Genomic DNA, 13,892 nt, shown 5'->3' on the forward strand with positions numbered 1-13,892 from the left:
GTGCGCGTCGGTATTGGAGACGGGGGCGACGCGGAAGCCGCGCCGCAGCAGCTCGAAATACTTGGGGAGCCCGTTGTACTCGGCGAGTTCGACGGCATCTCTCACCTTCTGGCGTCGGTCCGGCGCCGTGGGGAGCGTGAAATACACGTCGTCATTCGGATGGTTCAGCTGGATGTGGGTGCTCAGCAGCGGGTCCGCCGAGTAGTTGTCGACGATTTCGTCGTGCATGTTCCCGATGTTGGAGGAGTTGACATGCAGATTGCGGTTGAAGCTGTTGAAGTGGTGGTCATGGCTGGAGCCCGTCCCATCATCCGGGCCCACATGGGACTCCCTGCCCCTGACGACGAGCAGCTCGGATTGCCCGTTCGCATCCAACACGGGGCTCAGCTGGGAGATGGGGTCATCGTCGTCATAGGACTTCCACGACGTGGTGTGGTTGCTGGTGCCGAAGAAGTCATAGCCATGGCGGAAGGCGGACAGCAGCACCTCGCTTCGGATGATCTGGGGCGTGAAGCTGAGCGACCCGCCGCCCAGGGAGTCATGGCCGCGAGGGTGGTTGTGCAGGTCCCCCACGAACGTCTGCCAGCCCCCTCCTCCCAGCTCCAAGGCGATGCGGTTGCGGTACTTGCCCTCCCGGACGGCGGGGACCGGATACCGGTCCGAGGCGAGCACGTTCGTCACCTCCTCATCAGCGAGGCCGGGGGTGGAGACCAATGCGGCGGCCAACAGCACACTGCTGCCAAGACTTCTACTTCGAGACATGTAAGGCGCCTCCGCTGAAGGAACTCCGCGCGGGCAGGCACGCGTCCGTGCACGACCCCTGGAGTTACTACGGAGGGAGGGGTGAGGACTGGTCGTTCCCTCATCCCAAGGCTGACGGCCCACCCCGGAACTCAGGAGCGGGCCGCGGCCGCCTACGGTCCTCGCGTCACTTCACCTCGACGCCCGGCATCTGGCCGAGGCCCAGGTCAATCCACCCCGGCATGTTGTAGCTGGCCGTCGTGCCGTCCGTCCTCGTGGCCAGGGGGTTCTGGTCCACGTGGCCCGCGGTGCCCAGGCTCATGAAAAGCGTCGTGGGCATCGACTCCGGCGTGGCCTCCATCAACGTCATCGTGGTGGAGGGCACATCGGGCAGGTAGTCGTGCGTCGCGTCGAAGTCGCGATACGCGGTGAGCCAGGCCTCGTGGCTGTAGCCCGGGTCATTCGGCGTCATCGCCAGGGTGGCGAAGGGCTCGCCCTCCGCCTTGAGCTTCTGACGCTGGGCCGCGAGCGCCGCGGGGTCGCTGGAGTCCGCGAAGAAGCCCACCACCATGTCCTGCGCCTGCCGGGCCGCGACGTTCTGCACGTTCGCCAGCCCCTCCGCGCCCGTCACGGTGATGGTGGTGTACTCGGTGCCGCCGTACTCGAGGATGTCCATGCTCATCCCCTCGAACTTCCGCGAGCCGTCCGGGTTGAGCGAGAACTGGATTTCAAACGAGTTGTCCGTGCCGGCCACCTTGCCCTCGGCCGTCACCGTCGTCTGGCCATTCACCGTCGTCACAGTCTGCGTCAGGCTCTCATCCCAGAACTGGTGCTCGAAGCCGACGAACTTCGTCAGGTGCAGCTCCGCGCTGAGCGAGCCCTCCTCGGACCAGGTCTGCTGGGTGCGCACGTCCAGGACCCCCGGGCCCGTCTGCGTGGGGAGCGTGCCCTCCCGGACGAAAGTCTCGTAGGCCGTGCGGCCCTCTGGCGTGGCCAGGTCGAACTCCACGCTCGCGGAGTTGCCCTGCGTGTAGCTGTGCTCCGAGCCGATGCCGCCGCCGACCTTGTGTCCCTTGAGGGTCAACTCCAAGCCCAGCTCCAGCTTCGACGTGAGCGTCTCCTCCGGGCCCACCGTCACGCGCACCGTGGTGTCTCCGGTGCGCTCCACCGCCACCGACTGGGTCTGCTCCTTGCCATTCTCCCCACTGAGCTTCAGGGGCCCGATGGACAGACCGCTCGACGTCGTCACGAAGTCAGAGGCGTCCATGACGAGCTTGCTGCCGGGCGGCAGCGCCAGCGGGTCGCTCAACGTGGGGACCTGGAAGCCGCCGGGGTTCATGATGAGCTGGCCAATCTCCCCCTCGGTGAGCGCGAGCTGGAAGCTGACCGATTTCTTGCTCCCGGACTCCGCGCCAATCTCCACGCCGAACGGGCCCACCTCGCCCGCCTCGATGCCCGCGCCGCCCTTGAGGCCACCGGTGGCATCGAACGTAACGGTGATGAGGTGCCGGCCGTCCGCGGTGGGCTCCGTGGGGTTCCAGCTCAGCTTGACCTCCGTCTCCGCGTAGGCGCCGCCGGAGATGGTGCCCTTCACCTCGCCCTTCTTCTTCTCCCCTTCCGCGGGCTTGAACTCGGCCTTGATGCCTACTTCGATGGTGCCATCGGTGGAGATGTTGACGGACGGCGTCAGGTCCACCAGCTCCTTCTTCTTTGTCGGGTCCGCCGCATCCCCCGTCGTCGTCGCCGCCGCATCGTCCGCCACCGAGCGCGCCGCGGCGCCCGTCAGACCAAAACCGTGGATGAGCGCCTCACGCGCGGGGCCCGGAGGCACGGACAGGATGCGCGCGAGCTGCGCGTCCGGCACCGCCACCGGCTGGCCGTAGGAGGAGTGCGTCGCCTTCCACTCGGCGAGGTTCGCGTACGTCTTGCCGGGCTCGTTCGGGTCGACGACGGCACCGCCCGGCTTTCGCACCAGCGCGTGGCCCACGCTGTCGCGCGAGTCGCTGAGCAGCAGCACCTGGTCCCCTGGCTTCGACAGCGTGTTGGCCTTCTCCAGGCAGTTGGCCTTGCCGTCGCCCAACACCTCCGTGCGCAGCGTGCTCGCCGGCCCCGCGCCGCCGAACAGGTCCATCGAGGGACGCCGACCCGACTGGAAGCTGCTGCGCCCCGAGTGGCCCGCCGCGGGCTCCTGCTTCGGCGCTGGAGGCGGAGGCGGAGGCGGCGGAGGGGGCGCGGCGACGGTCGGCTGCTGAGGCACGGCGGAAGGTGTCGGGGTGGCGGCGCGGCGAATCGGGGCCATGGACTCTCACTCCTCGGATGCGGGCTGCGAACGCGGATAAAAAACCAATCGACCAATTTGTTTTAGTCGATTCTCCGCGCGTCCGGGTGAAAGTTGCTGTCAGTGGTCAATTTTCTGGCGTCAGCGGACGGATTCCCAGGGTTCAGGGGCCCGCGCCATGGCCAATGTGCGGCAAGGCAGGCGAACTCCGACCCGCTGAAAGGCAGCGGGGAATTCGCCGTGGCGGTCAGAAGTCCGCGGTCAGCTTGACGGACAACGAGCGGCCGGGGCGCTGGACGCCGAAGAAGTCATACGTCTTCGCGTTCGTGAGGTTGAGCACCTCCAGCGTGCCCCCCAGGGTGGGCGAGCCTTCCCGCACGTAGGTGAGGCTGAGCGAGTGGGTCAACTGCGCATCGACGTCCTGCTTGTACTCGCGCAGGCCCTGGCTCTCCCATCCCCGGAAGAAGCCGTTCATGAATCGCGAGGTGACGCCGAGCGACGCGGAGTCGCTGGGGAGGATGAGCGCGCGGCGCCGCAGCCGGGCGCTGAAGTTCGCGAAGAGCCAGGGCACATTCGGAATGCGGTCGCCCTTGAAGGCCGCGTACGTCCCCTGCCCGCCCGTGTTGCGGAAGTCCTGCCACGTCACGTTGGCATCCAGCCACAACCAATCCCCTGGAACCGTCCATCCCGCGGCAGCCTCGACTCCGAGCGAGCGCGCCGCATACACGTTCTGGAAGGAGACCGTGGAGTCGTCTCCCAGCTTGACGATGAAGTCGTCGGCGAGCCGGGCGAAGCCTCCCACGCTTCCGCGGAAGCTCCCCATCCCCGTGCGCCAGTCATCCACCGAGAAATCCAGGTTGGCGTTGTGGCTGACCTCGGGCCGCAACCCCAGATTCGCCATCACGAGCACGCCATCACCAAACAGCTCATCCGGACCGGGGAGGCGCGTGGCGTACTCGTACGAGAGCTTGGCCAGCACGCCATACGGGAGGAACATCCGCAGGCTGTCTCCAAAGCCCAGATGCTCGCTGGCCTGGTCGGCCCGCCGGAAGACCCCGCCGGGCAGCACCTCCTCCGAGTCCGAGCGCATGACGTACCCCTTCACGAAGGCCACGTTCTTGAGCCGTCCGTCGCCCAGCGCCAGTTCGTGCTCGAGCCCGCCCACCAGCGTGAGCAGGTCGCGCTGCGCGCTCAAGGGGTCTCGCTGGCCCGTCCCCAGCTTGAGCTGGTCCTCACCCTGGCGCGTCACGAAGGTGGGCGCCAGCGAGAGCCGCAGGGACTGCGTCGCGGTGAGTTCGTAGGCGGCATGAAGGCGCGCCAGGGCGCTGTGTTGCCATTGCACCTGGTCCGCCGGCGTGGTGCCCAGCTCTCCGGGCTGGCGACGCTCCACGCCCGCGTTGCCGTACCAGTCGTAGACGAACCCCGCCATGTCGCGGAAGTCCGTGTCACGCCGGCTGTAGCCCCCCACGCCCTCCAGCCGAAGCTTGCCGGACAGCAGCCCTCCCTGGGACCACGTCGCCAGCGCGCCGTAGCTCGACTCGGCGGAGCGGGCCTCGCCGTAGGGCACCGTCATCACCACGTTGTGCTGCAGCTCCTTGCGCGTGCGCGTGCCAAAGACACGCAGGGAGAGGCGCTCCGCGAAGGGCCGCTCGAGCACCCCCACCTCCAGCCCGACGCCGCCCGCGGTGAAGCCATCGTGGAAGCGCGGCACGCGCGCGGGCACCAGGCGCCCCCGGTCATCGGCGGCCTCCACGTCCACCATGTAGTCGTTGCGCGCGACGTCGCCGAAGGCGTGGCCCTTCACGAAGAGCCCGCCGGTCCCCAGCTTGTACTGTCCCGCGAGTGACCCCCGGTATGTGCCGAACGAGCCCGCCTGCAGCGAGACGGAGGCCCCGCTCGGCTCGTCTCCGTCCGAGGAGACGAGGTTGACCGCGCCTCCCAGCGCATCCGCGCCGAAGCGCACGGGAACCACGCCTCGATAGACCTCCACGCGCTTGAGCAGGTTGACCGGCACGTTGGCGAGCCCCAGCCCGAAGCCGGCCAGCTCCAGCGGCACGCCGTCGAGGAAGAAGCGCACCTGCTCGCCGGAGAAGCCACTGAGCGAGAAGCGGCTGGCGGAGCCGAGCCCTCCGGTCCGCTGCACGCTGACACCCGTGTTGCGACTGAGCACCTCGCCCAGGTCCGCGGTCTGCTGCCGCGCCTCCTCCAACTCCACCACCTTGACCGCTTCGGCCGAGAGGGCGCGCTCCTCGCCCTTGCTCAACTGTCGCCCCGTCACCTCGATGGTGGTCTCCAGGCTGACGCTCTCCGCGAGCACCGCGTCCACCTCCGTGCGCTCCCCCGCCGCCACCTGGACGCGGTACGCCTGGGGCTCACAGCCCGGGACATAGGCGTGCAGCTCATAGGTGCCCGGAGCGAGCCCCTTCACCTCGAAGCGGCGCTGCGCATCGAGGCGCGGCGTCTGGGTGCGCCCCTCGGGCTCGAGCAGCAGGACCTCGGCCTTTCCCAGCTCTCCCCCTTCACAGGCGGACAGCCGTCCCGCGAGGTCTCCCACCGTCGCGCGAGCCTCCACGGCGGGCGCCTGCGCCGCGTCCTGTGCGGCGGAGGGAAGCGCCACGACCATGGCCAGCAGACCCACGGTTCGCCACGTCCGCCCGAGGGACACCGGGGGACAGGTCCAGGAGACCGAGCACTTCGCGCGGGCCAACGCGTCAACGAGGAGGGTCATGGTCCGTTGCATGAAACACGAGAGGAGTCCGGGCCCCGCGAACGACGGGGGGGCGCTGGAAGAAGGCGAGCCCGAGCACATCGAGCGGGACGCGAGTGAAGGGTGCGTCGGGAGTCCGGACATTCACGGCGACTCATGCGCGAGAACCGGCGCGGGCGCCCGCGCGTCCCTGGGATCTCTCGGCACGATGCGCCCGATGGCCCAGGCGGAGACCAGGAACAGGACGCCCAGCAGGGCCAGTCCCAGCTCCACGCAGAACACATAGGGCGAACCCGCCGGGTCGAACACGCGCCGGGCGTTGCGCCAGGAATCCAACCAGGGCAACAGGAACAGGATGCCGCCGGAGATGGCCAGCGACCACCGGGACCACACCTTGGGGCGGGGAAACAGGAGCGCACCCAGCACGCAGGCACACCAGCTCCCGAAGAAAATCGTGTGTTCCCAATCCGCCCGACGCGTCAGCGTGTCGGGCAGCAGTTGGTTGGCCAGGAAGACGGCGGCGAGCGCGAACGCCGCCGCTCCGCACCCTCCCGCCGTGAAGCGCGCGAGGAGGACGTCCACCCGGCGCATGTCGCGCGCCCGCCGCTCCAACCAGATGAGGTTGCCTGTCAGCACACACAGGGCGCTGAAGATGCCCAGCAGCGCATAGGTGAGCCGCAGCCCCATCCCCGCATAGAGCCCGGAGTGGAGCACGTACGCGGACTCGATCAGCCGCGCCGTGGCGCCAGGCCCTCCAGCCTGCCGCACGTGCAACACCTCACCCTTCCCCGACACGCGGACGGTGGTGAACTCGTGGAGACCCTGACGCGCGTAGCCTCGGACATCGACATACGCCTGGGCATCCCCCAGGTTGCGCATGGAGAAGCGGTAGTGCCGCGCATCCGGCAGCGCCTCGCGCGCCCGCGCCAGCACCGTGGCCACTCGCGGCGCCTCGGCGGGCTGTTTGGAGGGTTTGGCTCCGCGCGGGTAGCCGATGCTCTTGAGCCCCGCGTCCACGTCACCGTCGAAGGCCGTGCGCACCACCACCGGCTGGAGGACCGCGGAGTTCAGGCAGATGATGGCCGCCGTCCAGGCGATGACCGCCTGATAGGGCAACCCCACGCTGCCGAGCACCTTGTGCAGGTCCCCCCACGCGGTGCGCAGGGCCTCGCGCGGACGGAAGCGCACCCAGTCCTTGCGGAAGCGGCCCAGTTGGATGACCAGCCCCGTGCCCACCACCAGCAACAGGACGATGGCCACCAGACCGGCGATCAACATGCCCCCCGGCAGCGGGTAGAGGAAGTGCACCAGGAACAGGAAGTAGCCCAGGTCGCTGCGCTCCGGGGCCTGCTCGCCGGAGAGCGGGTTCACCCAGACGGCGGTCTTCTCGCCCCCCCGCTCCTTCCACTCGAGCCGGAGCCAGGGGGAATACGGAGCGGGCAGGTCCACGTCCAACTGGGACGGCCCGTCCTTTCCCACGCGTGCGTCCAGCCATTGCTGGAGCGTCTCCAGCGCCCGCGCCTCGTCCGCGGCCACGGGCGTCCTCAAGCGCGGCTCCTGCCAGGGCATCAGCTCGTGGCGGAACAGCGACACGACGCCGAGCAGGAACATGCCCACCAGGAGGACGGAAGCCACCGCGCCCGCCCACGCATGCGCCTCCCAGAGGACTCGGTACGTCCCAGACCCAAGCTTCATGGGAGACATCTCCAGAGGACGAGCAGCGCCGCCCCGCTCGCCACCAGGACGCCGGCCCATGCACGCGCCGCGGAGCGAGCCAGGAGCGCCATGCACGGCGCGGCGGCCATCAGGGGAATCACGACGATACAGGCCACCAGGTAGCGCACGTCCGACGAGGCGGGCACCACCGCGGGCAAGGCGACCGAGACCAGCAGCGCGGCGAGCGGAGCCCCCAGCACGGCCGCCAGCAGCCAGCTCACGCCCCGCTGGCGCCGCGTCCTGGCGCTCACGATGCGCGCTCCAGCACGCCCAGCAACAGGCCCACCGGGGCCAGCAGCACCATGGCCCGGATGGGACGGCGCACCAGCGGCGAAAGGACGGCCAGCGAAGTGCCCCCCGCCATGACGTACGCCATCGCCGAGCCCAGGGCGGCCCCCGGAGTGGGAGCCGTCGACAAGGACGTGGCGAAACCCGCGAGGACGAGCACCAGCCCCCCGCCCTTCAAGCCGGAGGGCACGCGCGAGGAGTCCGGCCACCGGCCCGCGTGGCGACACCACCACGCGCCGTAGAGACCCACCACTCCGAGCCAGAGCAGCGTGGGAACCAGGACATCCATCCAGGAGACCTCGCGGGAATCGAGGGCGAGCGCTCAGCGGATGCGAGCGACGTCCAGGACGAAGCCGGGGAACGAGATGCTGGGCTTGGGGGTGCCCGAGGACAGGTCCATCAGCGTGGAGGTGGAGTAGGTAGCCGCGCTCTGGCTGACGAAGAAGCTGGAGCCTGACGTGAGCGTGAAGCCGCTGTAGGCCCCGGGCGCGGCGTCCACGCGCGAGGGGGCACTCAGGGTCGCCAACGGCACCTGCCACCAGCTCCACCCCTTGCTGTACCACTCGCTGTAGGTGGTGCCCGGCGCCGACGGGGTGATGGTGGTGTCCGCCACCTGGAGCCACGCGGTGCCGTTCTCCGTGAGGGCGATGATGGTGCCCACCTTGTTCTCGCCGAGCGCGGAGGCCACGCTGCCGACGAAGCCCGTGTCGAAGGTCTGCTGCCCCGCCGGGATGCGCAGGAAGCAGTCCTGCTGGCCCGCGTCCTGGGCCCCCTTGACCGCGTAGCCCAGGCCGTTGATGACGCCGCTGAAGAAGTAGAGCGTGTCACCCTGCCGGCCCGTCTTGGTGAGGTCGCGGCAGCGCTCGTCGGAGGACCAGCTCAGCGCGTCCGTCGCCGTGTCGATGCGAACGAGCACCGAGCCCGGAAGCACGGTGTCGTACGTCGACGTCGACCAGCCCACCGCGAAGAACGCCTCGCCCTCGCGGGTGGCCCACTGGCTCAGCCCCGTGACGTAGCCCGCCTTGGTGAACTCCGCCGGCAGCGCCAGCGTCTTCTCGACCGCCATCTCCGCGGGGTTCCAGACGATGATCTGCCCCTGGGCGTCGTCCTTGTAATACGCCTTCGTGGCGCTCACGAAGTGCACGGCCTGGGCGCCCATCCGCTTCACGCCGAGGTTCTGGAACGAGATGCTGGCACCCGGCGTCAGCGCGCCGTCCTTCACCTCGTAGCGGGTGATGGTGGGAGACTCTCCGGCGCCAATGGCGAAGAAGCCCACGCCCCTGGCCGCGTAGAGCCGGGGACGGCCCGGCAGCTCCAGCGACTTCGAGTAGTCCAGTGTCTTGGGCTCGTCCAGGGAGTCGACCAGCGTGAAGTAGTTCATCCGGCTGCCGTTCGTCTCCACGGCGGAGTGCACCAGGTACAGCGCGCCCTCCTCGCCTCCACCCGGCCCCCCAGGGAGGGTGGGCTCATCGTCGCCGCACGCGGACAGGAACAGGGCGGCACACGCCACGAGCCCCTTCGAGAAACCGCCCTTGCCAATCCTCAATGCTCCGCGGTGCATCGCGCTCTCCTCGAACCTGGACTGGCCTCCCAGCGCTGTCCGTCAGCACCGTGAGATCCGGTCAATTCCCGATATGAATTTGAGACTCAGTATCAAAATCAATACAGGCGCGCTGGAGTAGCCCTCTCGCAAGCCAGGTGTCAAGCAACGTCAGGGAGGAGGACAGAACAGACACGAGGTCCACTCGGTTGCTCGCGGGTATTCCTCGATATCGGCGGCCGCGGAGGACTGGGAGTGGAGGGGGCCGCACGCATGGCATCACCCGGCGGGAGCGGAGCCGTGGATGGAGCGGGCGCGTCAACCCCGGTCCGGTGTGCCCGAAGGTGGCTTCAGCAAACAGGGTTTGGACTCCGCGGGTTGCCCGCGACATGGGGCCCCCGAGGCATCGAGCGGTCGCAATTGAACGGGAGTTCGTGCGACCTCACGCATTCCCTACGTTCTTACTGATGCAGCTTGATTGCGAATAAGGGGCGACCTGTTCGCCTCTCGCCGCGCCATGCCCGCCCCCCAATGACCTTCGATACCACTTGGATGAGATGCGCCCTCGCCGTCCTTGGCCTCTGGGCATTCACCCCCGGCTGCAAGAACGCCGAGCCCGGCGACGAGGACCCGCCCATCTCCATGGACGGAGAGCCCGACGCGGGTGGCTCCGATGGAGGGCCCGACGATGGCGGCACCCAGACCTCGGACGGCGTGGGCTTCATCGACTACACGCTCCCCTCGGCGGACATGGAAGCCGTGCCCCTGAACGCGCGCGTCATCGTGGCCTTCACGGAAGTGCTCGAGGCCACTTCGGTGAGCGCCACCAGTCTCACGCTGTCGGAGAACGGCGTGGCGCTGGAGGGCGCCGTGAGTCATGACGCCGCCACCCGCACCCTGAGCTTCGTCCCGGCGCGGCCGTTCACCGCCGACTCGCTGGTGACGGTGGCGGTCTCCACCGGGCTGCGCACCGTGACGGGTAGGTCCCTGCCCGCGCCCCACGTCTTCGTCTTCTCCGTGGGGAAAGAGAGGGACACGACGCCACCGACCGTACTGACGACGCTGCCTTTGGACAACGCCGCGGGCGTGGCACCGACGCGTCCCGTGTACGTCATCACCTTCCGCGAGCCGATGGACCCCCGGTCGCTCACGGCCGAGTCGCTCCGGTTCGAACAGGTGCTGGGAGCCAATCCCGCCGCCCCGCTCTCCGGTGTCATCTCCTACGAGCCTCGGACGCAATCGGTGTACTTCCGCACGAGCCCCGCTCCCGCTCCCGGAGCCCGTGTCACGGGCGCGCTGTCCACCCAGGCGAAGGACCTCGCGGGCAACGCGCTCGTCGCGGCGTACTCGTTCTCATTCGCGGTGACAGCGTCGAGGGACACCTCGCCCCCGCGCGTGCTGGGCACCTTGCCCGTCTCGCAGACCGTGGGCGTCGCGGTGCGGTACGCCCCTTTCACCGTGAGCTTCGATGAGCCGCTTCGGCCCGAGTCCGTGACGACGGATTCCGTCTACCTGGAGGAGCAGAACGAAGCGGGGACCCAGGCGGTGCGGCGTGTCGCGGGCACCGTGCGGTATGACGACGCGAGACTCCAGGCCGCCTTCTCTCCGAGCGCGCCCTTGAAGTACCAGACCCGCTACCGGGGTCGGGCTCGCGCCGTGGAGGACCTCGCCGGCAACCCACTGGGGGTGTTCAATGGCTTCGACTTCATCACGGAGCTGCCGCCCGCGCCTCCGACGGTCCGTGGCGCAGTGCCTGCTCCGGACATGCGCTTCGTCTCACTCGGAGGCCCGCTCCGCGTGAGCTTCGACCGCCCCCTGGACCCGGCCACCGTCAACGCGGCGAGCTTCGGCGTCGAGGGCGTCAACGGGCTCGTCAATTACGAGGCCTCCACGAATACGGTGGTGTTCCGACCCGTGCCGCCCTTCGCGCCGGCAACGGACTACACGGTGACGGTGAAGGACGTGCGCACGCCCCAGGGCGCCAGCCTCGCTTCGCCCTTCACGTACGCCCTCCGCACGGTGGCTTCGAGAACGAAGGTGAGCGCGGACCTCCCTGGACAGCCCTCCCTGCCAGCGTTCGCCACCGGCCCGCTGGGAACACTGGCTGTCTGGAGCGTGGACACCGGCACGAGCATCCAGGTCCGTGCGGCTTTTGATACCGGCGCGGGCTTCGCAGACTCCACCGTCCTTGGCGAGGCAGGCGCGAACACGCTGCCGCCGGAGGTGTCCTCGTGGGGCAATCGCTTCATCATCAGTTGGTCGGACGCGTGGGCCCTGGGCAAACGCGTCATGCTCTTCGACGGGACGTCGTTCACCTCCGTGACACCCAACGTCAGCGGTGACCTGTTCGGCTTGGGCAACAACCTCTACGTCCTCAACGGGAAGACCTTCAGGGTCCTCAACGGCACCCAGTGGACCGAGGTCCACACGAGCCCGAACCTCGGTTCGCCCATCCTCTCCCTCCTCCTGAATGGCGACTCCATCCTGGTGAGCTCCGGGTGGGGCACGAGTCCCGAGGTCGCGGTCGTCTTCGACGGGGCGCGGTGGTCGGAGTCCTCCGTCACCTCCAACGTGGATGCACAGTACATCCGCGTGGGGACGCGCTTCGGCCGGGCGTGGGTGTCCAGCCGAGGCACGGAGTTCGCGCTCTTCAACCCCGACACCCACCAGTGGAGCGCGCCCGAACTCATCTCCTCCACGCAGGCGAGCAGTGTGCGCATCGCCTCGGATGGCAATACCATCACCGCCGTCTTCGGTGCCTCGTCGGGGCTCTTCGGGGCCGACCGCGTGAACGGGACCTGGCAGCCCGCGGTGTTGCTGGAGAGCATCCCTGTCCGGGAGCTCTGGGCGCTCGTCCGGCACCATGGCAACTCCGTCGCGTTGTGGAGCAGCACCGCCACGCAGCTTCACGCCGCGGCGCAGACAGGTGGCTCCTGGGCGTCCGCCTCGAAGGGAGTGGTGACGACCGGCGCGAACCGCGTGCGCGACGTCCGCGCTGCCGGTGACGACCTGCTGGTCCTCACCGAGAGGAACAACGTCGACAATTCCGCGTATGAAATCTGGGGCACCGCGCTCACGTCCCAGGGTTGGCGGCCGAGCGTCCGACTGCGCGGCATGGAGAAGGCCGGCGCGAGGCTCGCCATGCAAGGCGCCCGCGTGGGTGCCGTCTTCGCGGCTCCGGGTCTGGTGGCCCTGCGCGCCTATCTGGGCAGCGGACAGTGGGAGGAGAGCCACCCGCTGGTGACTCCGGAGCTCGTGGGCAGCGTGCGCAACCCGTCGGTCCACTTCGCCGCCGACGGCCATGGCGCCGCCGCGTGGGAGCAGTTCGAGGCGGGGGCGTGGAGCATCCTCCTCGCTGAGTTCGACGGGACGGCCTGGCACGAGCCCGTGCGCGTGGCGCGAGGTGGCTCCAGGCCTCGCGTGGCCGTGGACGACAACCTGGCCGTCGTCGCGTACCTCCACCCTGGAACCACCGGCAATGTGGAGGCATGGATGGTGACGCACGAGGCCGGCGTACCAGGGACGCCCCTCAAGTTGGACAGCGTGGCGGCCACCTACGCCAACGCGGACCTCGCCCTGACCCACGGCGCCAGCGGCTTCATGGCGGTGTGGGGTGACCTCGAGATTCGCTCCGCCCAGAGCGTGGATGGACAGACATGGTCCGCGCCGGTGACCGCCAGCCCTCGCGCGGTGTCCGGTGGGAGCGCGACCCGCCTGCGACTCGTGGTGCCGGGCACCTCCTTCGCCGTATCGGTCCAGCGCGGCGGGAGTTCGTTGAGCGCGAGCGTCCACGCAGGGGGGGCCTGGCAGACACGGGCCGATGCGACCGCGTCGAACACGGCGCCTGACTTCGCCGCCGACGCGAGCACCGTCATGCTGCTGACCGGCTTCGAGAACGAGTTCCGGTACCTCGTCCACAACGGCACTGCCTGGTCCGCGCAGCGCACCCTCTCCTCTCCCGCGGACGGCAAGGGACTGCTGGCCGCATCGCCCCAGGGACTGCGGCTCCACACAGGCATGAGCTGGTGGAAGTGGAGCGGGTCGGAGTGGGTGAAGGAGGCGACCCAGGTCAGCCGCCCTCACGCCACGGGCTCCTTGCGGTGCGACACGAAGGGCTGTGGACTGGCGACAGGACCTGTCTTCGGGACGCCGGTGAACCTGGCGCTGTCCTACGCGCCGGGCACGAGCGCCTTCCAGCAGGGCGCCTCGCCCCACGAGCCGTCCCAGCCCGTCATCGACGGCAGCGTGAGCTGGGACTTCGCGGCGGGCTCCTACCGAGCCACCTGGCTCCAGCCCGCGCAGCAGGGTGTGCACGCGCTCCACGCCAGCACGGGCCTCTAGATTCTTCCAACCTCCACGAGGATGCGCCGAAGCTGTGCGCGCCGCGTGCCCATGCGCCTCGGCGTTCAGCGGCTCCAGCAGACATTGATGGCGGGACTCCCACAATAGGTGTTCGCGACACTCTGGCACTGTTCATAGGGGACCCCTTCACCCATGCACATCCAGGGGAACCCCGGGGTGCAGATGAAGCAGCAGCGGCGCCCACCCGCCTCCCAGCCCTCACATAGGGAGGAGTCCACCGTTCCCACGTCCGCGTCCTGGGGAGCTTCACGGGGGGGCCT

At 69.0% G+C, this 13,892-nt stretch carries 8 protein-coding genes; 1 reads left to right on the plus strand and 7 read right to left on the minus strand.

Features of this window, described 5'->3' with window-relative positions; all coding sequences use genetic code 11:
- From HUA74_RS19850 to HUA74_RS19880, 7 genes are all read right to left on the minus strand, one after another.
- On the minus strand, positions 1-762 hold a 762-nt coding region (locus HUA74_RS19850; protein ID WP_174455758.1), incomplete at its 3' end, for a hypothetical protein.
- Between the two features lie 166 nt (positions 763-928).
- A complete protein-coding gene (locus HUA74_RS19855) occupies positions 929-3,040 on the minus strand; it encodes a hypothetical protein (protein ID WP_174455759.1) in 2,112 nt (703 codons plus the stop codon).
- A 226-nt stretch (positions 3,041-3,266) separates the two neighbouring features.
- Positions 3,267-5,747 (minus strand): TonB-dependent siderophore myxochelin receptor MxcH, encoded by a 2,481-nt coding sequence (gene mxcH / locus HUA74_RS19860; protein WP_254625139.1) that lies wholly within the window; start codon positions 5,745-5,747, stop codon positions 3,267-3,269.
- A gap of 123 nt (positions 5,748-5,870) precedes the next feature.
- Positions 5,871-7,421, minus strand: a complete 1,551-nt coding sequence (locus tag HUA74_RS19865) for a PepSY domain-containing protein (RefSeq protein WP_174455760.1) — start codon at positions 7,419-7,421, stop codon at positions 5,871-5,873.
- A complete protein-coding gene (locus tag HUA74_RS19870) occupies positions 7,418-7,693 on the minus strand; it encodes a hypothetical protein (RefSeq protein WP_246136997.1) in 276 nt (91 codons plus the stop codon). The genes HUA74_RS19865 and HUA74_RS19870 overlap by 4 nt, the downstream gene beginning before the upstream one ends.
- Positions 7,690-8,019 carry a hypothetical protein gene (locus tag HUA74_RS19875; RefSeq protein ID WP_141641230.1) on the minus strand — a complete coding sequence of 110 codons (330 nt, stop codon included), beginning with the start codon at positions 8,017-8,019 and terminating at the stop codon, positions 7,690-7,692. The genes HUA74_RS19870 and HUA74_RS19875 overlap by 4 nt, the downstream gene beginning before the upstream one ends.
- A gap of 33 nt (positions 8,020-8,052) precedes the next feature.
- The gene (locus tag HUA74_RS19880) at positions 8,053-9,291 is read right to left on the minus strand and encodes an MxcI (RefSeq protein WP_174455761.1); all 1,239 of its coding nucleotides are present in this window, start codon (positions 9,289-9,291) and stop codon (positions 8,053-8,055) included.
- A gap of 531 nt (positions 9,292-9,822) precedes the next feature.
- Between HUA74_RS19880 and HUA74_RS19885 the strand changes: the two genes are divergently transcribed.
- On the plus strand, positions 9,823-13,611 hold the full coding sequence (locus HUA74_RS19885) for an Ig-like domain-containing protein (RefSeq protein ID WP_174455762.1): 3,789 nt from the start codon (positions 9,823-9,825) through the stop codon (positions 13,609-13,611).
- Positions 13,612-13,892 lie beyond the last annotated feature (281 nt).

This window comes from Myxococcus sp. CA051A, assembly GCF_013336705.1.
Classification (GTDB): domain Bacteria; phylum Myxococcota; class Myxococcia; order Myxococcales; family Myxococcaceae; genus Myxococcus; species Myxococcus llanfairpwllgwyngyllgogerychwyrndrobwllllantysiliogogogochensis.